Annotated in this window: 21 protein-coding genes and 1 pseudogene; 4 read left to right on the plus strand and 18 right to left on the minus strand. The window is 42.8% G+C overall.

What is annotated here, in order from left to right; all coding sequences use genetic code 11:
• Nucleotides 1–29 precede the first annotated feature (29 nt).
• Together IT970_RS14715 and proB are read right to left on the minus strand one after the other, a co-directional pair.
• A complete protein-coding gene (locus tag IT970_RS14715) occupies nucleotides 30–1,277 on the minus strand; it encodes a glutamate-5-semialdehyde dehydrogenase (protein ID WP_036973344.1) in 1,248 nt (415 codons plus the stop codon).
• A pseudogene (gene proB / locus IT970_RS14720) lies at nucleotides 1,274–2,381 on the minus strand (glutamate 5-kinase). The gene IT970_RS14715 and the pseudogene proB overlap by 4 nt, the downstream one beginning before the upstream one ends.
• A gap of 921 nt (nucleotides 2,382–3,302) precedes the next feature.
• On the opposite strand from proB, the gene IT970_RS14725 reads away from it, so the two are divergent.
• Nucleotides 3,303–5,159 (plus strand): cation:proton antiporter, encoded by a 1,857-nt coding sequence (locus tag IT970_RS14725; protein ID WP_036973346.1) that lies wholly within the window; start codon nucleotides 3,303–3,305, stop codon nucleotides 5,157–5,159.
• Between the two features lie 35 nt (nucleotides 5,160–5,194).
• Here the strand turns inward: IT970_RS14725 and IT970_RS14730 are convergent, their stop codons facing one another.
• From IT970_RS14730 to cutA, 15 genes are all read right to left on the minus strand, one after another.
• Nucleotides 5,195–5,803 carry a tetratricopeptide repeat protein gene (locus IT970_RS14730; RefSeq protein WP_036973347.1) on the minus strand — a complete coding sequence of 203 codons (609 nt, stop codon included), beginning with the start codon at nucleotides 5,801–5,803 and terminating at the stop codon, nucleotides 5,195–5,197.
• A 111-nt stretch (nucleotides 5,804–5,914) separates the two neighbouring features.
• A complete protein-coding gene (locus IT970_RS14735) occupies nucleotides 5,915–7,228 on the minus strand; it encodes an adenylosuccinate synthase (protein ID WP_036973348.1) in 1,314 nt (437 codons plus the stop codon).
• Between the two features lie 225 nt (nucleotides 7,229–7,453).
• A complete protein-coding gene (hflC, locus tag IT970_RS14740) occupies nucleotides 7,454–8,332 on the minus strand; it encodes a protease modulator HflC (protein WP_036973349.1) in 879 nt (292 codons plus the stop codon).
• Nucleotides 8,333–8,337: 5 nt separating this feature from the next.
• Nucleotides 8,338–9,504, minus strand: coding sequence for an FtsH protease activity modulator HflK (gene hflK, locus IT970_RS14745; RefSeq protein WP_036973350.1), 1,167 nt, complete (start codon nucleotides 9,502–9,504; stop codon nucleotides 8,338–8,340).
• A 91-nt stretch (nucleotides 9,505–9,595) separates the two neighbouring features.
• A complete protein-coding gene (hflX, locus tag IT970_RS14750) occupies nucleotides 9,596–10,885 on the minus strand; it encodes a ribosome rescue GTPase HflX (RefSeq protein ID WP_196857460.1) in 1,290 nt (429 codons plus the stop codon).
• A gap of 17 nt (nucleotides 10,886–10,902) precedes the next feature.
• Nucleotides 10,903–11,166, minus strand: a complete 264-nt coding sequence (gene hfq, locus IT970_RS14755) for an RNA chaperone Hfq (RefSeq protein ID WP_036973352.1) — start codon at nucleotides 11,164–11,166, stop codon at nucleotides 10,903–10,905.
• An 80-nt stretch (nucleotides 11,167–11,246) separates the two neighbouring features.
• Nucleotides 11,247–12,164: a tRNA (adenosine(37)-N6)-dimethylallyltransferase MiaA gene (gene miaA, locus IT970_RS14760; RefSeq protein ID WP_036973353.1), complete on the minus strand. Its 918-nt coding sequence runs from the start codon at nucleotides 12,162–12,164 to the stop codon at nucleotides 11,247–11,249.
• Nucleotides 12,165–12,170: 6 nt separating this feature from the next.
• The gene (mutL, locus tag IT970_RS14765) at nucleotides 12,171–14,024 is read right to left on the minus strand and encodes a DNA mismatch repair endonuclease MutL (RefSeq protein ID WP_196857461.1); all 1,854 of its coding nucleotides are present in this window, start codon (nucleotides 14,022–14,024) and stop codon (nucleotides 12,171–12,173) included.
• Nucleotides 14,025–14,047: 23 nt separating this feature from the next.
• On the minus strand, nucleotides 14,048–15,391 hold the full coding sequence (locus IT970_RS14770) for an N-acetylmuramoyl-L-alanine amidase (protein WP_196857462.1): 1,344 nt from the start codon (nucleotides 15,389–15,391) through the stop codon (nucleotides 14,048–14,050).
• 35 nt (nucleotides 15,392–15,426) lie between these two features.
• Complete coding sequence (gene tsaE / locus IT970_RS14775) at nucleotides 15,427–15,897, minus strand: tRNA (adenosine(37)-N6)-threonylcarbamoyltransferase complex ATPase subunit type 1 TsaE (protein ID WP_196857463.1); 471 nt, start codon at nucleotides 15,895–15,897, stop codon at nucleotides 15,427–15,429.
• A 143-nt stretch (nucleotides 15,898–16,040) separates the two neighbouring features.
• Nucleotides 16,041–17,381, minus strand: a complete 1,341-nt coding sequence (gene accC / locus IT970_RS14780) for an acetyl-CoA carboxylase biotin carboxylase subunit (RefSeq protein ID WP_036973357.1) — start codon at nucleotides 17,379–17,381, stop codon at nucleotides 16,041–16,043.
• A 23-nt stretch (nucleotides 17,382–17,404) separates the two neighbouring features.
• A complete protein-coding gene (gene accB, locus IT970_RS14785) occupies nucleotides 17,405–17,866 on the minus strand; it encodes an acetyl-CoA carboxylase biotin carboxyl carrier protein (protein WP_036973358.1) in 462 nt (153 codons plus the stop codon).
• A 30-nt stretch (nucleotides 17,867–17,896) separates the two neighbouring features.
• Entirely contained in the window at nucleotides 17,897–18,349 is a 453-nt protein-coding gene (gene aroQ, locus IT970_RS14790; protein WP_036973359.1) for a type II 3-dehydroquinate dehydratase, read from the minus strand.
• Between the two features lie 350 nt (nucleotides 18,350–18,699).
• Nucleotides 18,700–20,541 carry a protein-disulfide reductase DsbD gene (locus IT970_RS14795; RefSeq protein WP_118844717.1) on the minus strand — a complete coding sequence of 614 codons (1,842 nt, stop codon included), beginning with the start codon at nucleotides 20,539–20,541 and terminating at the stop codon, nucleotides 18,700–18,702.
• Nucleotides 20,541–20,861, minus strand: coding sequence for a divalent-cation tolerance protein CutA (gene cutA / locus IT970_RS14800; RefSeq protein ID WP_036973361.1), 321 nt, complete (start codon nucleotides 20,859–20,861; stop codon nucleotides 20,541–20,543). The genes IT970_RS14795 and cutA overlap by 1 nt, the downstream gene beginning before the upstream one ends.
• A 161-nt stretch (nucleotides 20,862–21,022) precedes the next feature.
• Between cutA and IT970_RS14805 the strand changes: the two genes are divergently transcribed.
• The 3 genes from IT970_RS14805 (at nucleotide 21,023) to groL (ending at nucleotide 23,628) form a co-directional block, all read left to right on the plus strand.
• Nucleotides 21,023–21,499, plus strand: a complete 477-nt coding sequence (locus tag IT970_RS14805) for an FxsA family protein (protein WP_036973751.1) — start codon at nucleotides 21,023–21,025, stop codon at nucleotides 21,497–21,499.
• A 143-nt stretch (nucleotides 21,500–21,642) separates the two neighbouring features.
• Nucleotides 21,643–21,930, plus strand: coding sequence for a co-chaperone GroES (locus IT970_RS14810; protein ID WP_036973362.1), 288 nt, complete (start codon nucleotides 21,643–21,645; stop codon nucleotides 21,928–21,930).
• 51 nt (nucleotides 21,931–21,981) lie between these two features.
• A complete protein-coding gene (groL, locus tag IT970_RS14815) occupies nucleotides 21,982–23,628 on the plus strand; it encodes a chaperonin GroEL (RefSeq protein ID WP_075594292.1) in 1,647 nt (548 codons plus the stop codon).
• Nucleotides 23,629–23,693: 65 nt separating this feature from the next.
• On the opposite strand, the gene IT970_RS14820 is transcribed toward groL, so the two are convergent.
• Nucleotides 23,694–25,196, minus strand: coding sequence for a S41 family peptidase (locus IT970_RS14820; protein ID WP_118844718.1), 1,503 nt, complete (start codon nucleotides 25,194–25,196; stop codon nucleotides 23,694–23,696).
• Nucleotides 25,197–25,409: the final 213 nt, after the last annotated feature.

Consider the following 25,409-nt stretch of genomic DNA (forward strand, 5'->3'; position numbering starts at 1 on the left):
GGCATTTTCATGTTTTATTTTGTAAATAATTACTCGCGAATTTGACCTTCGCCGTTCACTAGGTATTTTTCTGTCGTGAGTGACTCTAAGCCCATTGGGCCATAAGCATGCAGCTTGGTTGTTGCAATACCAATCTCTGCACCTAAACCTAATTGCGAGCCGTCAGAAAAACGAGACGATGCATTAACCATAACCACTGAAGCATCTACACTACGTTGGAATAACTGCGCAGCAGCTTGGTCTTTTGTACAGATCACTTCTGTGTGGTTAGAACCGAATTTAGCAATGTGGTCAATCGCACCCGCGAAATCAGGAACAACTTTAATCGCGATTTCTAAATCGAGGTACTCTTCACCAAACTCATCGTCGCCCAGTACAGTCGCGTTGTCAAAATACGCTGCGGCTATTGCGTCTGCATTCACTTTTACGCCTTCTTGACGCAGTACCACTGCACATAAGTTTAAAAACTCATCAGCGATATCTTGGTGAACAACTAAACCTTCAAGTGCATTACACACGCCTGTACGCTGCGTTTTACCGTTAAGTAATAGATTAATAGCCACATTTAAGTCGGCGTCTTTATCTACATAAAGATGACATACGCCTTTAAAATGCTGAATAACAGGAATCGTACTGTTTTCTGTTACAAAGTTAATTAGGCCTTCACCACCACGTGGAATGATTAAGTCAATGGTGTCACGTTGCTGCATCAGCTCCATGAGTAAACCGCGGTCTGGGTCTGGAATCACCGAAATTAACGCTGTTGGCAGGCCATGCTTTTCTAATACTTTGTGCATCACACTGGCAATCGCTTGCGAGCTTTTAAGCGCTTCTTTACCACCGCGTAATATGACACCGTTACCTGATTTGAAACACAATGCACCCGCATCCGCTGTTACATTAGGACGCGCTTCGTAAATCATACACACCACACCTAAAGGCACACGCATTTTACTGATCTTAATGCCATTCGGGCGCTCAGTAATTTCACGTAGTTGACCCACAGGATCGTCAAGGCTAACAATTACCTCAATCCCTTCAGCCATGGCTTCGATACGCTCATCATTTAACGTTAAGCGATCAATCATTGACCCAGGGAGATTATTATCACGCGCCGCAGCTAAATCGCTTTCATTTTCTTTGATAATGAACGCTTTACTTTCACGAAGTGCCTGTGCCATCTCAGTTAAAACCTGATTTTTAGTGGCTGTATCCAGTAAGGCTAGCTGGGTAGCAGCGTGTGCTGCTTGGCTCGAAATATCCGTAATTAAACTCATGACTTCTCCAATAATGCGATATCTTTCTCTGAAACAACGGGGCCAATTGAATCCTGCATTTTCTCGCTAAATTCACTTTGCTCGTTGTCAGCTATAAAACTTAATAAACAGCTACTGTAATTCGCTGTTGCTTTTGCTAGGCGCGTACCATCGTCACTGCGTACTAAAATAGTATCGCCTACGCCAAATTCTCCGTGTACCGCAAGAATTTCATCACTGCGAATACACCCATTTTCTCGGTTTGATGATTCATTAATTGAACCTTCAACCACAACTTCACCTTGCTCATTGGCAGTGTGAGTCATCCAATGCACCGCTTCTTGCATTGGTTTTTCGTATGGGGTGAAAATAGTGCCTGGATTATCACCTGCTAATAAACGGTTAAATGTTTCTTCTTTAAACCCGTTTAAAATATAGGTGGTGATACCATGTGAAGTCGCTTTTTCTGCTGCTTCTATTTTCGTTTTCATACCGCCAGTACCTACAGCACTGGTTGCACACCCAGCCATAGCATAAATTGATTCATCGATGCTTTCGATTTCAGGTAATAAGACAGCGTCCTCATGTAAATTAGGGTTCTTGTCATATAAACCATCGACATCTGAGAAAATCATCAAGGCATCCGCATCTGCCGCAGCCGCAACCATGGCTGATAAGTTATCGTTATCACCTACTTTTAAATCGTCGGTTGTTACCGTGTCATTTTCATTAATGATGGGCAATACACCGTGCTCAAGTAAAGTAAATACTGTTTCTCTAATACTTGTATAGCGTTCACGGTCTCGCAAATCACCATGCGTTAATAAAATTTGCGCCGATGGGAAATCAAAAAAAGCGATCCCACATGGCCATCATTTCTGTTTGGCCAGCCGCTGCCATTGCCTTTTTCATCGTCACAGAGCGTTGCTCTTGCTCTGGGAATAAATGCGAACCAGCAGCCACCGAACCTGACGATACTAAAATAACTTCGATACCTTGCGCTCGACAACGAACGATGAACTGTGCAATGGTCAGTAAATAGCGAGAACGACACCCATCTTGATCAGGTGCGATTAAGGCGCTACCAACTTTTAGTACTATACGTTGCCATTTAAACTTTTGCATAACTGTTCAACTTTCCATTTTACTATCTGTTCAGTGTCAAAATGCCACTGATTAAAAGACTCACGTTTAGCCGAGCTAAACGCACTGATCATAATTAATCTGTCAAACCACTTATCTGAGCACACAGCTAAGCCACGCAAGTAATGCGATTAGATATAGCACAACTTTTATTCAGTCAGTAGACCAAACGGTTATAAACCATAAGTTGTTATAAAAAGATAAGTGTTGTTTATGTATCGCTGTAAAAAGCTGTGTGCGGCTTTTATTAATAACAACATACATAGAGCCTATACAGTCTGGTACACCAACAGATAGGGTGTAGACTGTATGACCGAGATTTAGCAGCCACGATGGGAACTAAACATTGACCAGACAATGAACTTATATTCTATTCAACACGTAATAAATACACACTGAATAGGACCAAGCTCATTTCTATTTAATTAGAAAACAAAGTGTAAAATACACACTTAGCTCGCCAAACAATTGATTAAATAGAGCTTAAGCTCTAAGTAGAAAGGGTTTTCGTTACCAATCATTTAGATATCAAATTGTTTGAACACGAAATATAATACGGTAAACATGGGGGTAAGATCAAGTCTGAAAAGCAATCATACCTTTTATACTTACCATAACCTTGAAAAATAGAGCTCAAATAACAAAAAGTTAAGACCTAGCATTTATCAATTAATGATTTTTTATCAACTTTTAAGGATTTTGTTGTCGAAAGCAGCCCAAAAAGTAGTAATAACGACTAAAATCGTATGTGAAGCAACAAGTTTGCTTGTGTCTATGACGGTGAGTAGGCTTTAATAGGTAAGCAATTTTATTTAAAAGTTAACGACTGTTTATCGTTTTCAAACGCGATTACCTATCTCGTTGGTGTTTTTAAATAGTAGTAACTAAAGGATACTTTATTCTATGTCAGCAATTTATATAGCAGGGATCGCCTTGTGCTCTGTGTTAGCACAGTGGATAGCCTGGGCGTTTCGTGTACCCGCTATTTTATTTTTACTACTAACGGGTTTATTACTTGGCCCATTTAGCGGCATTTTAAACCCCGATGCCTTACTCGGCGACTTGCTTTTCCCTGTCGTGTCATTGAGTGTTGCAGTGATCCTTTTTGAAGGCTCCTTAACGCTTCATTTTCGAGAGTTAAAAGGCATAGGCAAAGTTGTTCGAAACCTATGCTCCATCGGTATGATCACCACCTGTTTAATTATAAGCCTCAGTGCCTATTGGATTTTAGAACTAAACTGGCGTGTTGCAGCAGTTCTGGGGGCAGTATTAGTGGTTACCGGCCCTACGGTTATTGCCCCTTTATTAAACTCAATGCGGCCTACGCAAGATATCGACCGTATATTACGCTGGGAAGGTATTGTTATTGACCCCATTGGTGCCTTGTTTGCAGTGCTTGTATTTGAAGCCGTCATGCTTGTTGGTCAGGGCGAAGTACTCAGCCACACGATCATTGCTTTATTCAAGACCTTAGGCGTTGGTTTAACAATCGGTGTCGTCGCTGGCTGGTTAACAACCCTACTTATTCGCCGAGAGTGGTTACCGTTCGAACTACATAAGTTTGGCATACTAGCCTTAGTGCTCATTAGTTTCACGGTTTCTAACCACTTAAGCCATGAATCAGGACTACTTGCTGTTACCGTCTTTGGTATATGGCTTGCTAATCAGGACGACTTAGAAATAGACTCTGTGCTTGAATTTAAAGAAGACCTGTCGATGATTCTCATTTCATCCCTGTTCATCTTACTGGCTGCACGTTTGCAGCTATCCGACTTAATGATGCTGCACAGCGACGTGTTTATCTTTTTAGCCATTGTTTTATTTGTGGCGCGTCCTGCGTGTATCGCAATTTCGACGTTTAAAAGTGATTTACCCTTAAAATCTCGTCTCGTCTTATCGTGGATAGCCCCACGCGGTATTGTCGCGGCAGCAGTAGGCTCTGTGTTTGCCCTAAGCATGGTCGAAGCCGGTATCGCGGATGCAGAAAAAATAGTGCCACTTATCTTCACAGTCATTATCGTCACAGTGGTTTTACAGAGTTTAACGGCAACGCCTTTAGCTAAATTATTAAAAGTACGTCAGCCGTCACCTAATACGATTCTTATCATAGGTGCAAACCATGTTGCACGTGCTATCGCCTGTGGTTTAAAAGAACAAAACATTCCTGTTCATTTATCTGACCCCGCGTGGGAAAACTGTCGCATGGCGCGCATGGATGGTTTACCCTGTTATTACGGTAACCCGCAATCAGAACATGCTGAGCGTTACTTACCCCTAACCACAATTAGAAACGTGTTGGCACTGTCGCCAAACCGTCATCATAATGCCTTGGGCGTACAGTATTTTTCTCACCTATTGGATGAAAAAAATGTATTTTCACTGCGCTCATCAACCAACCACGCTAAAGCGAATAAAGACAGTGCGACGTTCTTATCACGACAAATTTTATTTGGTGATAACGGGGCCTATGCTCGTTTAAGTAGCTTAATCGCGAAAGGGGGTAAAGTGAGTGCAACGCGTATTTCTGACGAGTTTAGCTGGGAGCAGTACCAAGAAGTCAACAGTGAAGCAATTCCATTGTTTATTCTAAATGGTGAAAAAGATGATGACGATGATTCACCTATACGTCTTCGCCCTTTCACCACCCACATGGAAAAAACACCTCAAGTTGGTGAACGAGTCGTGGCACTACAGCCTCCTAAACTTTCTGTTTTAAAAGATCCGAATAACGGTAAAAATAAAGAGAAAAAAGAAGACTAATAATAACGATAAGGCCAGCATTTGCTGGCCTTTGTTTATTCAGGTAGACGGGCGCGGGCGACAACGCTGTCGGGCATTTTTTCTGCCAATTTAGCCAGTAACTGTTCTACTTTTTTATGCTGTGCTTTGTCAGCCACCATTGAGTGAAATAACCAACGGTAGGCGTCTTCATAGTCACGAGGGCTGCCATAGCCTTGATTGAATAGGTTAACCAAGCGAATTTGTGCTTTAAGGTTTCCCTGTGCCGACGCTTCTCTGAGGTAGGTGACCGCCATGGCTTTATCTTTCTGTACTAATTGGCCGACATCATAGTAACGACCAAGCTGCTCGAGTGCCGCTGCGAAACCTTGCTGTGCGGCTTGGCGCATGTAATAAACACCCAGCTCAACATTGCGGTCTACACACACCGCATACGCTAACATATCACCATACAGGAATTGATACGATGGCAACGCCATTTTATTGGCTCGCGCTTCAATATCTTGTACTAGCTGGCAATCATCAGCCTTTACCCGTGCCAAATGTGCATTTTTATTAATTAAGCCAATTAACTCGCTCTCAGTATACAAAGGGACTGCTGTAATAGGCTCTTCAGCCATGGCTAGGCTTGAAAAGAGGAATGTTAAAGGCAATAAAACACGCATCAAAATCACTTAATGAAAATCTGTCTTAGTAAATAATATACAATTTTCATTCCAGAATAAATTTTAGGCACAAAAAAAGCTGCCGAAGCAGCTTTTTTAAACATATCGTGATTATGCAAACGGGTTGCGTAATACCATTGTTTCAACACGGTCTGGACCTGTTGAGATGATATCAACTGGCACGCCAGTGATTTCTTCGATACGTTTGATGTAGTCAATCGCTGCTTTTGGCAGCTCTTCAACTGAAGTAACACCGACTGTGTTTTCAGACCAACCAGGCATCTCTTCGTATACTGGTGTTACTTTCTCGTAGCCTTCAGCAGCTAATGGTGTAACGTTCGTTACTGTGCCATCTTCTAACTGGTAACCAGTACAGATTTTCAGTGTTTCTAAACCGTCTAGTACGTCTAGTTTAGTTAAACAGAAACCTGAGATGCTGTTGATTTGTACTGCACGGCGCATAGCCACTGCATCTAACCAACCTGTACGACGTAAACGGCCCGTTGTTGCACCAAACTCATGGCCTTTCTCACCTAAGTGCTTACCTACTGGGTCTTGTTTATCTAGACCGTCGTAAAGCTCGGTAGGGAATGGACCTGAACCTACACGTGTTGTGTAAGCTTTGATGATACCTAATACGTAATCAAGGTGTAATGGACCAAAGCCCGCACCGGTAGCTACACCACCTGCAGTGGTGTTAGACGATGTTACGTATGGGTATGTACCGTGGTCGATATCAAGTAACGTACCTTGCGCACCTTCAAATAAGATGTTGTCGCCCGCTAAACGTGTTTGATCAAGAAGCTCAGTAACATCAACAACCATTGCTTTTAAGATATCAGCGATTGCCATTGCATCGTCAAATGTCTTTTGGAAGTCAACTGGTTCTACTTTGTAGTAATGCTCTAACGTGAAGTTATGGTATTCCAATACTTCTTTAAGCTTACTAGCAAACTGTTCAGGGTTGAATAAGTCACCAACACGTATACCACGACGTGCTACTTTGTCTTCATAAGCTGGACCGATACCACGACCTGTCGTACCGATTGGCTTATCGCCACGTGCTTTTTCACGGGCTAAATCTAATGCAATGTGGAAAGGTAAAATTAGCGGACATGCTTCGCTGATTAATAAGCGTTCACGTACTGGTACGCCACGCTCTTCTAGCATGCCGATTTCTTTCATTAATGCTTCTGGTGATAAAACAACACCATTACCGATCACACACTTAACATTGTCACGTAATACACCCGATGGAATAAGGTGTAAAACCGTCTTTTCACCGTTGATCACCAAAGTATGGCCTGCGTTATGACCACCTTGATAACGAACTACTAAAGATGCTTTGTCTGTAAGGAGGTCAACTACCTTACCCTTACCTTCGTCACCCCATTGGGTGCCTAGTACAACAACGTTTTTACCCATTGCAAATTCACTTAGAAAAAATTAGGACGAGATTTTACCAGAAAACGAGGTGAAAGATCACCCCGTTTAGCTTATTTTTTCTGCGGCTGAATTTTTATCATCTTATTTAATAGCACAATTACAGGCAGAACAGAGGTTTATAAAAACAGACAGTCTATGTTTTAAGCAATCTCAGAAACAAAAAAGCCCCGCAAAATAGGCGGGGCTTTTAACAGCGACAGTAAATTACTGTGCTTTAGAACCTTTCATGTAATTAAAGAAATCGCTATCCGGTGATAGAACCATCACGTCTTGCTTATCTTTAAAGGTATTTTTGTATGCTTCTAAGCTACGAACAAAGCTAAAGAATTCAGCATCTTTACTGTATGCGTTCGCGTAGATAGCTGCGGCATTCGCATCACCTTCACCGCGCACAGTACGTGCATTTCGCTCTGCATCAGCAAGCATAACGGTGACTCGGCGATCGACTTCTGCACGAATTGTTTCCGCTTTTTCCTGACCTTCAGAACGGTGCTCTTTTGCCACTGCAGTACGTTCAGCACGCATACGTTGGAAAATAGAGCTACTCACTTCTTGTGGTAAGTTAATTTGTTTAACACGCACATCAAGTACTTCGATACCTAACTCTTGCGCACTTTCTGATGCTTGTACTAATGCTTCTTCCATCAGCTCACTTCGCTCACCAGAGACAATTTCTCTGATAGTGCGCGAACCGAAGTTAGTACGCAGTCCGTTATTAACTTTTTGCTTTAGGAGTGTTTCAGCGTATTGCTTATCACCACGAGCACGCAAGTAGAAAGCGCTAAAGTCGTTAATACGCCATTTTACGTACGAATCAACAATTAAGTCTTTCTTCTCGCTGGTTACAAAGCGGTCTGGTGCACCATCTAGCGTTTGAATACGTGCGTCTAAGCGACGTACTTGGCTAAAAAATGGGACTTTAAGATGTAAACCAGGCCCATACACCACCGCGTTATCACTGTCGTCTTTTTGTACTTTGCTGAATAACAGCACAATTGCCTTTTCGCCTTCTTGCACAACAAATACTGCTGAGAACGACAATACAAGAGCAAGGGCGAGTATGACTAAACTAAAGTTTTTCATCTTGTTTATCTCCCCTCATTAAAACGGTCAGTAGCGAAACGATCACCGCTTGGATTAACAGTGCTGTTTCGTGATGTGTTTATCTTATTGCGAAGGTCCTTGATATCACTTGAGCTTGGAAGTGCAACTCGCGTTGCTGTGCCTTGCTTTTCCATGATTTTATCAAGTGGTAAATACAGCATGTTATTGCCACCTTTCACATCGACTAACACTTTAGAGCTGTTACCTAACACTTGTTCCATTGCATCAATATATAAACGCTGACGCGTGACTTCTTTTGCTGCTTGGTACTCAGGTAATAACTTTTCAAAACGTGCCACTTCACCCTGAGCTTCAAGGGTAATACGTTCGCGATACGCTTCTGCTTCTTGTGTCATACGTGTGACTTGACCACGTGCACGCGGTTCAATTTCACGGGCATATGCTTCGGCTTCACGAATAAAACGTTCTTCATCTTCTTGCGCTGCAATCGCATCATCAAAGGCATCTTTCACTTCGCCCGGCGGACGAGAGTCTTTAAAGTTCACATCGCTGACAATAATACCGAGGTTATAAGGCTCGATAATTTTGTTTAGTTCATCCCATGTTTGTTGACGAACTACCTCACGACCTGTTGTGAGTACTTGGTCCATTTTCACATGACCAATGACATAACGCAGTGCACTATCAAGTGCCTGTTGTAAGCTGTGATCAGCATCCGTTACACTAAACTTGTAAAGATGTGGGTCAATTACACGGTACTGAACTTCAAACTCAACATTAACTACGTTTTCATCTTCGGTGAGCATAAACCCTTTTGCTGATAATGAACGAACAGCTTCAATATCAACAGGAATAACACGTTCGATGAACGTCATCTTCCAACGTAAGCCAGGTTCAGCAATACGGTCAAATTGACCAAACTGTAGAACCACACCACGCTCGGCTTCTTTTACGGTGTAAATACCACTCAATGCCCATACGATGACGGCAATGATTAAAATGAAAGAAATGCCTGCGCCACCAAGTCCGCCGCCGTTGTTACCTGGTTTGTTACCACCAAATAAACCGCCAAACTTGCCGGAGAACTTACGCAGTACCTCGTCTAAATCAGGTGGGCCTTGATCTTTACCGCCTTTATTATTCCACGGATCTTTATCATTGCCATTATTACCCGGTTCATTCCAGGCCATAGCTATACTCCATTGTTATCTAAATGAATTAGGTTAAATCTATCAAATATACAGCATTTCTCATACTAAAAATGACAAATGCTGCTGATTTTTAGTTCGCCGCTACAAAAGAATCGAGGTCATGCCCCATTTCTTTTTTCAAACGATTCCATTCCGCCATAGGCAAACGGACTGACAAAAGCCAATTGCCTTGCTCATCAAATTGCTCTTCATGCACAGCATTTAAATTAAATAATGCGGCACGAATACGCCCATGTTGTGGCGGTAATTTAAGCTCATCGGCAAACATTTTTTTGGCAAGTAACTCATTAATTGCCTCAGACAACAACTCACAACCGACCCCCGTACGTGCCGAAAGCCAAACGCGAATAGGTTGCCCTTCGTCGTTTCTATCTAGACGTGGCGCAACGTCATCTAGCGCATCAATTTTGTTATAAACCAATAATTGTGGCACATCGTCTGCCTCAATTTCTTTGAGTACCGATTGCACCTGCTCAATATTTTCTTTACGGCGGGGGTCTGCCACATCAATCACATGAAGCTGTAAATCGGCTTCACGCGTTTCTGTTAATGTTGCTTTAAAGGCAGCCACTAAATCATGTGGTAAGTGGCGAATAAAGCCCACCGTATCGGCCAAAATAACGGGGCCAATGTCTCCAATGTCCAACTTACGTAACGTTGGATCAAGTGTTGCAAACAGCTGATCCGCTGCATACACATCAGAATTTGTTATACGGTTAAAGAGTGTCGACTTACCCGCATTGGTATACCCAACTAATGACACCGTGGGGATTTCATTTCGAGTACGCGCACGTCGCCCCTGCTCACGCTGAACAGCGACTTTATCTAAACGGGCACGAATATTCTTAATTCTTGCACGCAGTAAGCGTCTATCTGTCTCGAGTTGAGTTTCACCCGGTCCTCGTAAACCAATCCCGCCTTTTTGTCTTTCAAGGTGGGTCCAACCACGGATCAAGCGAGTAGAAATATGGCGAAGCTGAGCCAACTCCACTTGAAGTTTACCTTCGTGGGTACGCGCTCGCTGCGCAAAAATATCCAAGATCAAACTCGTACGATCAAGTACACGACACTGGCAAACGCGCTCTAAATTGCGCTCCTGTGACGGGCTAAGTTGATGATTGAAAATGATGACATCTGCATTGTGGATTTTGACAGTTTCAGCGATTTCTTCTGCTTTTCCGGTCCCGACGAATAGTTTCGGATGTGGTGCTTGACGACTGCCTTGCACAATCGCCAAACTACTAACACCAGCAGAAGATACCAACAACTCTAATTCGTGAAGATCTTCGCGATCCCCCTCTTTAGGTAAGTCGATATGAACTAAAACTGCCTGTTCGCCGGCTTCATAACGGTCAAACAAGCATTACGCTCCTAAATTTAAAAGTTTCCAGCTTCTTGCTCTTCTGCATCATCACTTCCTTGTACACCTTGGAAGTTAACAGATCGCGCTGGAACAACGGTAGAAATAGCGTGTTTATACACCATTTGATTTACGGTGTTTTCTAGTAAAATAACAAATTGGTCAAATGACTGGATTTTACCCTGAAGTTTAATGCCATTAACCAAAAAGATTGATACTGGAATGCGCTCACGACGTAACGCATTCAAAAATGGGTCTTGTAACGACTGGCCTTTTGCCATGTTATTTTCCTTCGTTCTAGGTGTTATTATAATTAAGTAGCTGAACTCATTTAACAAAGCTAAATTTTTTTCAACTACTACTAGCTTAGCGAACTTACTACACGTTGCAAGTTTTCTTCATCACCCGTGGTTAACCAAGTAACATTTGGCCAACCTCTTAACCAAGTTAGCTGTCGCTTGGCTAACTGCCGTGTGGCTGCAATACCACGAAAGACCATTTCATCATAGTCAGTTTCGCCTGCAATGTAATCCCACATTTGTCTATAACCTACGCAACGAATTGATGGCAGATCGGGGTGTAAATCCTTACGTTTATATAGGGATGAAACTTCATTTTCAAACCCCTGGTCGAGCATTATTTTAAACCTTTTCTCAATTCGCTGATGCAATTCACTGCGATCATCAGGTGCAATCGCAAATTGATGGAAAGTATAAGGTAACTCAGGCTGCTTTTGTTTTTGCAGCTCTGTCATTGTTTTACCTGTTATACGATACACTTCGAGCGCACGATTAATGCGTTGTGAATCATTTTCACTCATTTTGCTCGCAGCATCAGGATCAATTTTAATAAGCTCTTTGTGCAAATGCGGCCAACCAAACTGCTTTGCTTCTTTTTCAAGCTCAGCACGTACTTCGGGTGATGCCTCTGGTAGCGGTGATAAGCCATCAAGTAATGATTTAAAATACATCATTGTACCGCCAACCAGTACAGGTACTTTACCTTGCTGATGAAATAGATCAATCTTTTCAATTGCATCGCGACGAAAATCTGCGACTGAATAACTCTCTGCTGGATCAATAATATCAATCAAATGATGTGGCGCTCGCGCTAATTCATCAGCATCGGGCTTAGCCGTGCCAATATTCATATCTTTATACACAAGTGCGGAGTCAACACTGATAATTTCAGTGTTAAGGTGCTCGCACAATGCAATTGCCAGTTCGGTTTTCCCTGCAGCTGTTGGTCCCATTAAAAAAATGACGGGTAAGTTATTCAAGCCTGATTACCTTGCTTCGTTTAAAAACTGAGATAGTTCTATTTTAACTGCTTTTTCACGCAAACGTTGCATTGTTTGTGGATTATTTTCTAGTCGCGATATTTGTTCCAAAAAGACTTGGCTTGCAAAATACCGGGTCGGTATTTGGCTATCAAGCCAAATAAGCCAACCGTCTAATGTGCTATCAACACTCTGACAGGCACTAATAAGTCGTGCTATTGCATCACTCACATCTAATAAATACAAACAGGGCGGCAGTTTTTTCACCATCACAAAATGTTTTTCAATGACGAGGTCAAACCCTAATAACGTAAACCAAGATTGCTGCGCATTAAGCGCATTGACGTCATCATCACTCACATTAACACGCACAGGCAACAGCAATGCTTTGCCTTCAAGGTTTCCTGCTTGTTCAACCTGAGTGTGCCAGTCGAGGCTCAGTGCGTGCTTAAAGTGAGCTGCAAATAACTGGTTATCTTCACAAAATACACACTGCCCCTCTTGCACATGGATAAGCTGGGTCAATGCGGGTTGTGTGTCGGTTACCGCTGCAACACTGGGCTCAGGGCTAACATGGTCAAAATGTGCCGCGTGTTGCTCGCTAATTCCTTGATAAAACGCATTAACATCGTGATGAGTCGTTTTAGTTCGGGGCTCACTTGGCGCACTGCCCCCTGCACGCGATGCCCCACCCGACGATGAATACGAAGGGTGACGCGTTGGCTGTAATGCCGACTTAGGGTAATCATACTGCTCAGAATAGCTTGTAGCAGGGCGACTCACTGGCAACGTACTTGATTGAGTGAAATTAAGCGGCGTGTCTGCAACAGAGTGCGTGTTATTAGCACCTGACTCAAAATCGACGTCATGCTGAAGCGGCACGACCACTTGTTTAATCGCTTGTAGAATAAAATCATGAACCAAGCGCCCTTGGTGAAAACGCACTTCGTGTTTGGCCGGGTGCACGTTAACGTCAACTTGGCGCGGGTCAATATCAATATAAATAACGAAGCCTGGTAGCTCCTCAGACCCTGCGACCTCTTCAAAGGCCTGACGAATTGCATGCAGAATCAACTTATCGCGCATCATGCGATTATTTACATAGGTGTACTGCGTACTGTTGCTTGACCCTACAGGTAAAACCCAACCTCGCAGCATCAGCCCCGCTTCACCAGATTGAATATGTAAAGCGTGTTCGCTAAATGCTCTACCAGCGACTTGCGCAACACGGGTAATCGCATCCTCAGGGTTTGGTTTAGCACGGTACTGACGCACGACCTTGGCATTATGCGTTAACGTAATCGACACATCGAAGCGACTTAAAGCGATTCGCTTAATGAGCTCATCAATATGCGAAAACTCGGTTTTTTCGGTGCGTAAAAATTTACGTCGTGCTGGGGTGTTAAAAAATAAGTCTTTCACCTCAATGGTAGTGCCATCGGGGTGGGCTGTTGGCTTGACTTGCACCGCCATATCACGGCCTTCAGCAAACGCTTGCCATGCAGCCTCTTGCTCTTTTGGCTTCGAGCTCAATGTCAAACGTGATACTGAGCTGATCGAGGCCAACGCTTCACCACGAAAACCTAGCGAACAAATATTCTCCAGATCATCGAGTGACTTTAACTTACTGGTTGCGTGGCGAGATAATGCCAACGTGAGCTCGTCTTTATTAATACCCGAGCCATTATCTCGAATTCGAATAAGCTTATGACCGCCACGTTCAATATCTATTTGGATTCGCGTCGCACCGGCATCCAAACTATTTTCAACCAGCTCTTTAACGACTGACGCGGGACGCTCAACCACTTCACCCGCTGCAATTTGGTTAGCCAGTCGCGCGGGTAATATTTCTATACTCATAGTGTTCCTAACACGCTAATTGACTAGATTTGGGGAATATCAAGCTCTTGCCCGATAAACAAAGTGTTCGATTTTAGGTTATTTACCGTTTTAAGCTTGCTCACAGATGTGCCATAACGACTCGCCAACATGCTTAGCGATTCACCCGGGCGTACCTTATGCTTGGTTGGGTATTGCGCTTTTAATTTAGCAAATAAAGAGTCATCAGGTGGATTTTGTAAATAATAGCTTTTAATTGATTTAAAGATTGCTTTAGCTAATCGCTCTTGGTGATTGGCTGTTTTTAGTAAACGTTCTTCACGCGGATTCGAGATAAACCCTGTTTCGACCAAAATAGAAGGAATATCTGGCGATTTAAGCACTGCAAGGCTCGCTGCTTGTGGTTCTTTTTTATGTAATTTAGCCACTTTTTTCAGCTCTCTAACCACCTCTTCAGCGACGTTAAAACCCGTTTTCATTGAGTGGTCCATCGACATATCAAGCAATGCTTGCGCTAAATACTTTTCACTAGCGGTGTCTTTTAACACCCCAGCTGCACCGCCTAAAAGCTCCGAATGCTTTTCTTTATCCTCAATCCATTTACCAATTTCTGAGTTTGCACGGCGCAGCGACAACACCCACACAGAGGCTCCATTCGGTTGCGGACTGGTGAAGGCGTCAGCATGAATAGACACAAAAAAGTCTGCTTTTTTCTCGCGTGCAATATTGGTACGCGTATTCAGGTTTACAAAATAATCACTGCGGCGGATCATACGTGAAATCATCCCGCGCTCAGCATCAATCATTCGCTCCAAGCGTTTAGCGATTTGCAACGTGATGTCTTTTTCATAGGTGCCTGATGGCCCTATTGAACCGGGGTCTTCACCACCGTGCCCTGCATCAATCGCAATCACAATATCACGTTCTTGATTAAGCTCGCGCTTTTTGACACTGCTATTCGTACTCGCTATCGGCTCCGCTTTTGGTGTTTTATCAACAAGGTCAACAACTAAACGATGCTTATAAGGGTCAGTAGGTAATAATGCAAATACCACGGGCTTCGTCGCTCGGGTTAATTCAAAGACAAAGCGCACACTTTTGCTGTCTTTTGGTTTCGAATAACGCAGCTTAGAAACTATTTGGTGTTTATTTGGAATACTTGGCAGTGTATCTAACTTATCGGTGTCTTTGAGATCAATCACTAAACGCGATGGATTTTTCAGCATAAAGTAGCTGTAATCGGGTTTGTCGTTTAAATCAAACACAACCCGAGTACTGTCTGGAGAGGGCCACACACGCACGCTATTAATGGAATTTTGTGCCAGCGCAACGTCACTAACAATCAAAAGCATCCAAAAAATTAATAGTTTAAATGTACAACGACCCATTTTTGATAACACACCTTTTATTGTTATTTATTTTATTATTGCGCGCTCTTTAATTGTCTAACTATAGACTGACCACGCTCAGTTAAACTCTTTATTTCAATAGCACGTGCCTCACCTTCATAGCGTAACGTGACATCTAAATCGGGCGTAGGGATAAACTCGCCCCCTTTCTCGGGCCATTCAACCACACAAATTGCCTGTGGTGAAAAATAGTCACGAATTCCCATATACTCAAGTTCTTCAGGGTCACCTAAACGATATAAATCAAAGTGATAGACATCTGCTTTCGTTAATTGATAAGGCTCTACTAATGTATACGTCGGACTCTTAACCTTACCTTGATGACCAAAACCTTGAACAATACCACGCGTTAAAGTCGTTTTGCCGGCTCCTAAGTCGCCGTGCAAATAAATTACCGCGCCTTGCTCCATTAACGCCGCAAGTTGCTTACCCATGTTTACCGTTGCAGCTTCATCAGCCAGTGAAAAACCAACACTGTCGGTCATTATTACCTCATGAAAAACTAAAAACACACTACTTTGTTAATCATACCAGATTATTTATGTAAGGCGAGAATCAGCCATGCCTTGAATTTGACACAAAAAAACCGGCAAAGTTGCCGGTTTGTTTTAGGTAAACATTATTATGTTTAAAGACCGAGTTTCTTCTCAAGGTAGTGGATATTAGTACCACCGTTTTGGAAGTTTTCATCTGCCAAGATTTTCTTGTGCAGTGGGGTGTTGGTCTTAATGCCGTCGATAACTAATTCGTTTAACGCATTACGTGAACGCGCAATCGCTACATCACGGTTTTCACCGTAACAGATCAACTTACCAATCATTGAATCGTAATGAGGTGGTACAGTGTAATCAGCATAAATGTGGCTGTCCCAACGAATACCTAAACCGCCAGCTGGGTGGAATCGTGTGATTTTACCCGGTGAAGGAATGAAGGTTTCAGGGTCTTCTGCGTTAATACGACACTCAATGGCGTGACCACGAATAACCACATCTTCTTGTGTGAATGATAATGGTTGACCCGCAGCAATTTTTAGCTGTTCTTTAATTAAGTCAACACCTGTTACCATCTCTGTTACAGGGTGCTCAACTTGAATACGGGTGTTCATTTCAATGAAGTAGAACTCACCGTTTTCGTATAAGAACTCAAAAGTACCTGCACCGCGATAACCGATTTCGATACATGCACGTGTACAGCGATCACCGATGAACTTACGCATTTCAGCTGTAATGCCCGGTGCGGGTGCTTCTTCAACCACTTTTTGGTGACGACGTTGCATTGAACAGTCACGCTCACCAAGGTGAACAGCGTTACCTTGGCCGTCAGCTAATACTTGTACTTCGATATGACGTGGGTTTTCTAGGAATTTTTCCATGTAAACCATACCATTACCGAAGAACTGCTTCGCTTCTTGTTGTGTTAATGCGATTGAATCTACTAACTCTTTTTCGCTACGCACAACACGCATACCACGACCACCGCCGCCGCCTGCTGCTTTAATGATTACAGGGTAACCAATGCGCTTAGCGATTTGAATATTGCGTTCATTATCAGCCGTTAATGGACCATCAGAACCTGGTACACATGGTACGCCAGCTTTACGCATTGCTTCAATTGCAGATACTTTGTCGCCCATTAGACGAATTGTGTCGCCTCTTGGACCGATAAATACAAAGCCGCTTTGCTCTACTTGATCAGCAAAGTCTGCATTCTCAGAAAGAAAACCATAACCTGGGTGAATCGCCACCGCATCCGTTACTTCTGCCGCCGCAATAATGCGCGGAATATCTAAGTAACTTTCAGACGCAGCAGGTTTACCAATACAAATTGTTTCGTCTGCCAGTAACACGTGCTTAAGATCACGGTCTGCCGTTGAGTGCACAGCAACAGTTTTGATCCCAAGCTCTTTGCAGGCGCGCAATACACGAAGTGCAATTTCACCTCGGTTTGCAATGACTACTTTATCTAACATAGAGTTGGCCTTTTGTTGCGCTATTATTCAATGATGAATAAAGGTTGATCGAATTCTACTGGCTCGCCGTTTTCAACTAAGATAGCTTTTACTGTGCCCGCTTTGTCTGATTCGATTTGGTTCATCATTTTCATTGCTTCAACGATACACAGTGTATCGCCAACATTTACTTTTGAACCTACTTCTACGTACGGCGCTGCTTCTGGTGATGCTGCTGAGTAGAAAGAACCTACCATTGGTGATTTAACTTGATGACCGGTTGGTGCTGCTGGTGCTGCTTCTGCCGCTGGTGCTTCAGCAACTGGAGCAGGTGCTGCTGCCGGCGCTGGTGCCGCAAAATGTTGAGGTGCATAATGCATTGCAGGACCTGCACTCATATTATTACGGTTAATGCGTACTGATTCTTCACCTTCAGTGATTTCTAATTCAGCAATACCAGATTCTTCTACTAGTTCGATAAGTTTTTTGATCTTGCGAATATCCATTAAACGACCCGCCTGTTAGTTTATTTAAAATTAATGTGTGTTTTGCAACCGATTAACCGCAGCTTCAAGTGCTACTTTATAACCCATTGCTCCTAATCCAACGATAACGCCTTGTGCCACATCCGAAAAATACGAATGATGACGAAATGCTTCACGTGCATGTACATTACTTAAATGCACCTCGTAAAAGGGAATGTTTACACTGAGTAATGCATCTCGTAAGGCAACGCTTGTATGTGTAAATGCTGCAGGGTTGATAATAATACAATCAACCGCTTGCCACGCTGCATGAATTCGCTCAATAAGCGCCGCTTCACTGTTACTTTGAAAATGCGTTAAATCAACATGGTAACGCGTCGCGACCGTGCTTAGTTCAGCCATAATCTCGTCAAGAGATTGTGTGCCATACTTTTCAGGTTCACGCTTGCCAAGCATGTTTAAATTTGGCCCATTTATAACTAAAAGTCTGAATTTTGCAGCCATAATACGCGATATATCCTTTAAGTAACTAGTTTAAACATATTCAACATAAACCCCTGCTTAACTTAAGAGGGTAAATGTAAAATAGCAACTATTTCTCACGTTAACCACCTATTATAGATATTTCGACGTAAATAGCAGCAAAATACTGGTCTAATCACTCTTAAACAAGGCGCATCGTACGTGTGACAAGGAGCTGCGACAAGTTATCCTTGTTGTTTTATTAGGGTGATTAATTATTCAAACCGTTTAAAATTAAACCTAATGTATTAGATTTTACATGAAGTGCTCTTTTAAAAATAAAAACGCCACTCAATTGAGTGGCGTTCAGCTTGTTCGATGCAATTAACCGTTTATTTTGCGTTATTTCGTACTTTTGCTAAATGTTCGGCAAAGTCTTTCGCATTTAAAAAGCCCGTGACTCGTTGCTCGGCTAACTCGTTACCTTGGGTATCAAAAAACAAAATACTTGGTAAACCAAACACCGTGTACTCTTCCATTAACTCAATGGTTTTTGCATCACTTTCGGTTAAATCAATTTGAATTAACTCAAAATGAGCAAACTCACTTTGCACATTGGCATCTGGAAAGGTGTAATGCTCAAATTCTTTACACGCAACACACCAATCGGCATACAGGTCCACCATCACTAAACGGCCTTGGCTATTTGCATCACTAATTTTATCTTTAAGCTCTGCTAGGTTAGCCACTTGTGTAAAGCCGTGGTTTTGCTCTGCCACATTAGTAACCACTGCTTTAGTCGGCCAAAAGTAGTTTTTCGTTAACGAAGCCCCTGTAATGACTAATAACGTTGCCGCAAACCATAAAACCGTTTTTAGCTTACTTTGCGACTGACCACTTTGCCAATGGTGTAAATACAACGCGGTTGCAAGTGCAAGTAAACCGGCCATCAACCAAATGATTTCAATATCAACAATTCGCTCTAATAAAATGAGTGGCACAACCAACATAATAAAGCCGAACAAGATTTTAACCTGTTCCATCCAACCGCCAGCTTTAGGAAGTAATTTACCACCTGACGTGCCAAGTAATAATAACGGTAAGCCCATACCTAAGCTGAGTACATAAAGCGTCAAGCCGCCTACCAAGTAGTCGCCACTTTGTGCAACATAAAGCAGGGCTGCTGATAACGGTGCCGTGGTACAAGGTGACGCGATTAAACCCGACAACACCCCCATCATAAACACGCCAACATAGTTGCCGCCTTTTTGCTGGTTACTCACCTGAGTGAGCTTATTCATCATGCCGCTTGGCAATTTAATTTCGTACCAACCAAACATCGACATGGCCAGCAATACAAACAAAATACTAAAGCTAATCAGTACGGTTGGGTGCTGTAAATACCCTTGAACTTGTCCACCCAGTGAAGCAACCACCAAACCTAACGCAGCATATGTCACCGCCATACCTTGTACATAGACAAAAGATAATGAAAATGCTTTTTTCGTTGAAAGGTTTTGCTGGCCTGCTATTAAGCTCGATAAAATTGGAAACATCGGAAAAACACACGGCGTAAAGGCCAGACCCACACCCACCAAGAAGAAAATCACTAAATTAGTCAGTAATCCCTGTGAGGCTAATTTATCTGTATAAGACTGCTCCCCCTTGGGAGCTGCAGATGTATTTTTTTGTTCTGTTTTCGAAGGCTCTACATTTTCTAAAGACTCAGTATTGGCTGTTAATGCCGCTAATGCATTACCCGCAGATGCACTGTCGGTAACCTGCTCACCGGCGATGACTGAAAGAGGGATGGTTCTAACTTCTGGCGGATAACATAAGCCAGCCTCTGCACAGCCCTGAAATCGCACTTTTACAACGGCATCTTCTGTCACGTTGCTTAATTTTGAGATGATACTTAAGGAATCAAAAAAAACCTCGGTTCTGCCAAAAAACTCATCTTCGATTATTTCACCTTTGCCAAGGTCTGGAATTTCAATATCAGCTCCTTTGGCAATTATTTCGACTTTCTTTTTATATAAGTAATAGTCTGGCGCTATGTCCCAGCCAATGAAGAGGGTGTTACCTTGCTGATCAAAATCAAAAACAAAGGCCTGATCCACAGGAAGAAAAGTGTGTTCTGCTGGTTGTTGCAGTAAATTTCCGAGTAAATTGCTATTACTTGCACTGGCTGGCAATAACCACAGTGCGCAGAGTAATAAAAAGAACGATCGCATTAATTAAGTACCTCATCCATCCAATTAAAATAGGCTAAATTGCCTGTTGCGACATCAACGACCTGAATTTCTGGCACCTCATAACTATGCAACTTCTTGATAGTTTGGATCACCTCATTCATTTTTTCTGATTTTGTTTTGATCAGTAACTTACTCTCTTTGGCTTGAGTCACTTCACCTTCCCACATGTAAATAGATTCAATGGTCGGCAAAATGTTCACACAGGCCGCTAGCTTTTCTTTAACTAGGTGCTGAGCCAGCAGACGCGCTTCATTCTCATTTGCACAGGTAGTAAAAATTAGTCGAAAATGCGTAGTCATAAGGAACCTTTATTTGATTACATGAGTCGCACCATAGTAGCCGATAGTCACTACAATGTGTAGCGGCCTCAATGATCCTTGGTTCTACCTTGAAAAAAGACCTGATCACCCATATTTATATTTCACTGACTCAAAAAAGAGCGACATTTTTAGAGAGCGTTATGTTTAGATTTTTGTTTTTATTATTTATTTTAGTGCCGATTGTTGAGATTGCACTGCTCATTCAAGTGAGTGAAGTCATTGGCGGCTTTGCAACCATAGCGCTTGTCATTGTCACCGCGATTGTCGGTGCAAAACTTGTAAAGCAGCAAGGTATCGGTGCTATTCAAAACGTACAACTGCAAATGGCGCAAGGGCAAATGCCTGCAAAAGAGTTATTTACCGGTCTGTGTGTGATTATCGCCGGTGTCTTACTGATGACCCCTGGTATTATGACCGACGTGTTTGGCTTTTTATTATTAACGCCAGTAGTGCGCAATAAATTGGCGGCAGGCCTTGCCAGTCAAGCGACTGTGCGTATGAGCTCACAAATGAATCAAGGCGCTGCACACTTTCAATATCATAGTAAAACCAGCCAACATGAAGAGCCAACTCACCAGCCAACAACCATTGATGGCGAATTTGAGCGAAAAGATTAAAAATTTTTAATTTTTATACTTGGATTTTTTTAAGCCACCCCCATTATTGAAGGCAATGAAACGCAACGGGTGGCTTTAGCACTCCCCTGCATAACACAAGATTTTTTCTGTACTGTTCAGAAACTGTTAGGAGAACTAAATAAATGAACATTCGTCCTTTACATGATCGCGTCATCGTTAAGCGTCTAGAAGAAGAAACTAAGTCTGCTGGCGGTATTGTTTTAACTGGCTCTGCAGCTGAAAAATCAACGCGCGGAGAAGTTATCGCTGTTGGTAATGGCCGTGTATTAGACAACGGTGAGGTAAGAGCATTAGAAGTAAAAGCCGGTGACACTGTGCTGTTTGGCTCTTATGTTGAAAAAGCTGAAAAGATCGAAGGTCAAGAGTACCTGATCATGCGTGAAGATAACATTCTAGGCATTGTAGGTTAATCCTACTTTTCGTTTAGCAACCCGTTTACAGAATTTAAGAGGAATTAAATCATGGCAGCAAAAGAAGTACTTTTTGCAAGTGACGCACGTGGCAAAATGCTAACAGGCGTAAATATTTTAGCAAACGCAGTAAGAGTAACTTTAGGCCCTAAAGGCCGTAATGTTGTTTTAGACAAATCATTCGGTGCGCCAGTCATCACTAAAGATGGTGTGTCTGTTGCAAAAGAAATCGAGCTTGAAGACAAGTTCGAGAACATGGGCGCACAAATGGTTAAAGAAGTAGCGTCAAAAGCGAATGACGCTGCAGGTGACGGTACAACAACTGCAACCGTATTAGCGCAAGCTATCGTAAACGAAGGCTTAAAAGCAGTTGCTGCAGGCATGAACCCAATGGATCTTAAGCGCGGTATCGACAAAGCGGTTACAGCAGCTGTTGAAGAGCTTAAAGCATTGTCTGTTCCTTGTGCTGACACAAAAGCGATTGCCCAAGTAGGTACTATTTCTGCTAACTCTGATAGCGAAATTGGTAACATTATTGCTGAAGCAATGGAAAAAGTGGGTCGTGATTCAGGTGTTATCACTGTTGAAGAAGGTCAGTCACTAGAAAACGAATTAGACGTTGTTGAAGGTATGCAGTTTGACCGCGGTTACCTGTCTCCTTACTTCATCAACAACGCAGAAAAAGGCGCTGTAGAGCTTGATAACCCATTCATTCTACTTGTAGATAAAAAAGTATCTAACATCCGTGAGTTACTACCTACATTAGAAGCGGTTGCTAAAGCAAGCAAGCCTTTATTAATTATTGCTGAAGACCTTGAAGGTGAAGCACTTGCAACGCTTGTTGTGAACAACATGCGCGGTATCGTTAAAGTATCTGCAGTTAAAGCACCTGGTTTTGGCGACCGTCGTAAAGCAATGCTACAAGACATCGCAGTCTTAACGGGTGGTACTGTAATTTCTGAAGAAATCGGTTTAGAACTTGAAAAAGCAACAGTTGAAGACCTCGGTACAGCGAAGCGCGTTGTGATCACTAAAGATGACACAACAATCATCGATGGCGCAGGTGAAGAAGACGGTATCAATGGCCGTGTTGCACAAATCAAAGCACAAATCGAAGAAGCAACGTCTGACTACGATAAAGAAAAACTACAAGAGCGTATGGCTAAACTAGCTGGCGGTGTTGCAGTAATCAAAGTTGGCGCAGCAACTGAAATCGAAATGAAAGAGAAGAAAGACCGCGTAGAAGATGCATTACACGCAACTCGCGCAGCGGTTGAAGAAGGTGTTGTACCGGGTGGTGGTGTTGCATTAGTGCGCGCTGCAAACAAGCTGGTAGACTTAATTGGTGACAATGAAGACCAAAGTCACGGTATTAAAGTTGCACTTCGTGCGATGGAAGCACCACTGCGTCAAATCGTTACAAACGCAGGCGACGAAGCATCTGTTGTTGTTAACAATGTGAAAGGCGGTGAAGGTAACTACGGTTATAACGCAGCGTCTGGCGAATACAACGACATGATCGAAATGGGTATCCTAGACCCAACTAAAGTAACGCGTTCTGCACTACAGTACGCTGCTTCAATCGCGGGTCTTATGATCACAACTGAAGCAATGGTTGCTGAAATCCCAAAAGATGACGCTGGTGCCCCTGATATGGGTGGCATGGGCGGCATGGGTGGAATGGGCGGCATGATGTAGTCCACTCCAAGCACTTCGCTTAAAAAACCCAGCTTCGGCTGGGTTTTTTATCTCTACAGATCACTTTACTTTATAACACGCTCAATGTGTTCTAATAAAACCTCTGTTGTCCAGTCAACGCCATGGTATGGAATATCAGGCCAGTAAAAATCCCCCTTACCGCGCGCTCTGTTTACATAAACTTTGTTAGGGATTATCACTTTGCTTAATCCTGAGGGAGTATCAACAAATCGAACATCCATATAGGTTGAATCAGCACTGCTCGGCGCACCAAATAACACTGTATTTGAAAATAACTTAAAAGTATCGATTGCATCTAGACACGCACTGGCACATTGTCCGGGCACTATAACGATGGCTTTAGTGTTAAAATCGCTTTCAGATATTTCATCTAAGACCGGTGTCGTTGCTGGCTTCTTCTCAATATAAAAAGGTTCACCCATATCTAACGCCGTCTGCATACCTGCTGAGACTTGTTTTACTATAGCGAAGACCTCGGGCTGGTCTTGCACTTTTGTTTTTAATGACTCAAGGTATTGCGTATTATCTTTGGATGCTCGCCACCAAACGCGTGTATTTTTAGCTAACTGCTCTCTTCGCGATGTCACATGCTGCGGCCCCCAAAGTTGCTCAGCAATTTTCATACTCCAATATGTTGAGCCGCCTTGATTATGGCGAAGATCTAATATCACCGCTTTAGCCGTTAGCAACTGTTCACGCTGCTCGGCTAAATCAGTGAAGAGTTGTCGGTAACGTGCTTTTTGTTCTTCATTTGGTGAAAATGAAGGCATTGCTACCCAAGCAATCTCTTGAGTTGCCCAGTGTAGGCCTACCTCGAGCTCATCACCATTGTAAGCATTTACTAAGTGCTGGCGAACATTTTTTGGTCGCTCAGACCATTCAAGTCTAACGCTATACGTCGCGCCACTGACTTTCACAAAATCACAACTTTTAAAGGGGGTTAGAAATGGGTTTCCATCATCCACTAATAATCGCCATCCTTGGTTCCACCAATGACCGGGTTGATCAACTTCACCATAAAATTTAAACAGGGTATCGCGCATTAAGGGTTCAATAGGCGTGTTATTACAGCGCACTATTTTATCCCCTTTCGTTACTTTATCATGCTCGCTGTAATACACTTTTAAGCCATCACCACGCCATACTGCAGAAAATCCGGGCCAGCGTCGTGGCAACTTAACGTCGTCAGGTAACAGTGCAACTGCCCCAGCGTGACCATCTTGCAAAACCGAATTAAAACGTGCAATTGCGGCTGCGTAACCTTGTGCATTTTCTACTTGGTCGGCAAGCATTAAAGCGTGTTGCTTGGCATTAAACAGTAATTGTGGAAACCCTGGGTTATCGCTATCAAACATGCCGGGGTGATTATCGACTGATTGCTGATAAGCAGCTTCAATATCTTTTTGTGTAGTGGCTTTCCACTGGGTTGCTGTTTTTGGAAAGTGTTGTACTGGGTGAGAGCTGTCAGCTTGCACACTCACACTTGCAGTGACTAAGGCTATGCCACTCACGAGTAGAGGCAAGTATAAATTAACCGCTTTATTCATATAAATCCTTTTAATTATTTTAATCCAAACAGTGGGTATACATGTAATAGCAACGCGACTATTAACCGTGCTACATATTGTTTAATTTATAACTAATGACTAAAAAATAAAACCCACACTGTCGACACAAGAGCCCATCATTTTGAAACACTCTGATACAACCCGCAATAATACTCAACGATTGTGAGCTGTTTATGAGGCGAATAGGCATAA

The sequence above is a fragment of the Pseudoalteromonas sp. A41-2 genome (assembly GCF_015767615.1).
Taxonomy (GTDB): Bacteria; Pseudomonadota; Gammaproteobacteria; order Enterobacterales; family Alteromonadaceae; genus Pseudoalteromonas; species Pseudoalteromonas lipolytica.

Bases quoted from the DNA above. Each gene is read 5' to 3' on its own strand.
- IT970_RS14715 (WP_036973344.1), bottom strand. From the start codon at position 1,277: ATGAGTTTAATTACGGATATTTCGAGCCAAGCAGCACACGCTGCTACC.
- IT970_RS14725 (WP_036973346.1), top strand. From the start codon at position 3,303: ATGTCAGCAATTTATATAGCAGGGATCGCCTTGTGCTCTGTGTTAGCA.
- IT970_RS14730 (WP_036973347.1), bottom strand. From the start codon at position 5,803: ATGCGTGTTTTATTGCCTTTAACATTCCTCTTTTCAAGCCTAGCCATG.
- IT970_RS14735 (WP_036973348.1), bottom strand. From the start codon at position 7,228: ATGGGTAAAAACGTTGTTGTACTAGGCACCCAATGGGGTGACGAAGGT.
- hflC (WP_036973349.1), bottom strand. From the start codon at position 8,332: ATGAAAAACTTTAGTTTAGTCATACTCGCCCTTGCTCTTGTATTGTCG.
- hflK (WP_036973350.1), bottom strand. From the start codon at position 9,504: ATGGCCTGGAATGAACCGGGTAATAATGGCAATGATAAAGATCCGTGG.
- hfq (WP_036973352.1), bottom strand. From the start codon at position 11,166: ATGGCAAAAGGCCAGTCGTTACAAGACCCATTTTTGAATGCGTTACGT.
- mutL (WP_196857461.1), bottom strand. From the start codon at position 14,024: ATGAGTATAGAAATATTACCCGCGCGACTGGCTAACCAAATTGCAGCG.
- IT970_RS14770 (WP_196857462.1), bottom strand. From the start codon at position 15,391: ATGGGTCGTTGTACATTTAAACTATTAATTTTTTGGATGCTTTTGATT.
- tsaE (WP_196857463.1), bottom strand. From the start codon at position 15,897: ATGACCGACAGTGTTGGTTTTTCACTGGCTGATGAAGCTGCAACGGTA.
- accC (WP_036973357.1), bottom strand. From the start codon at position 17,381: ATGTTAGATAAAGTAGTCATTGCAAACCGAGGTGAAATTGCACTTCGT.
- accB (WP_036973358.1), bottom strand. From the start codon at position 17,866: ATGGATATTCGCAAGATCAAAAAACTTATCGAACTAGTAGAAGAATCT.
- aroQ (WP_036973359.1), bottom strand. From the start codon at position 18,349: ATGGCTGCAAAATTCAGACTTTTAGTTATAAATGGGCCAAATTTAAAC.
- IT970_RS14795 (WP_118844717.1), bottom strand. From the start codon at position 20,541: ATGCGATCGTTCTTTTTATTACTCTGCGCACTGTGGTTATTGCCAGCC.
- cutA (WP_036973361.1), bottom strand. From the start codon at position 20,861: ATGACTACGCATTTTCGACTAATTTTTACTACCTGTGCAAATGAGAAT.
- IT970_RS14805 (WP_036973751.1), top strand. From the start codon at position 21,023: ATGTTTAGATTTTTGTTTTTATTATTTATTTTAGTGCCGATTGTTGAG.
- IT970_RS14810 (WP_036973362.1), top strand. From the start codon at position 21,643: ATGAACATTCGTCCTTTACATGATCGCGTCATCGTTAAGCGTCTAGAA.
- groL (WP_075594292.1), top strand. From the start codon at position 21,982: ATGGCAGCAAAAGAAGTACTTTTTGCAAGTGACGCACGTGGCAAAATG.
- IT970_RS14820 (WP_118844718.1), bottom strand. From the start codon at position 25,196: ATGAATAAAGCGGTTAATTTATACTTGCCTCTACTCGTGAGTGGCATA.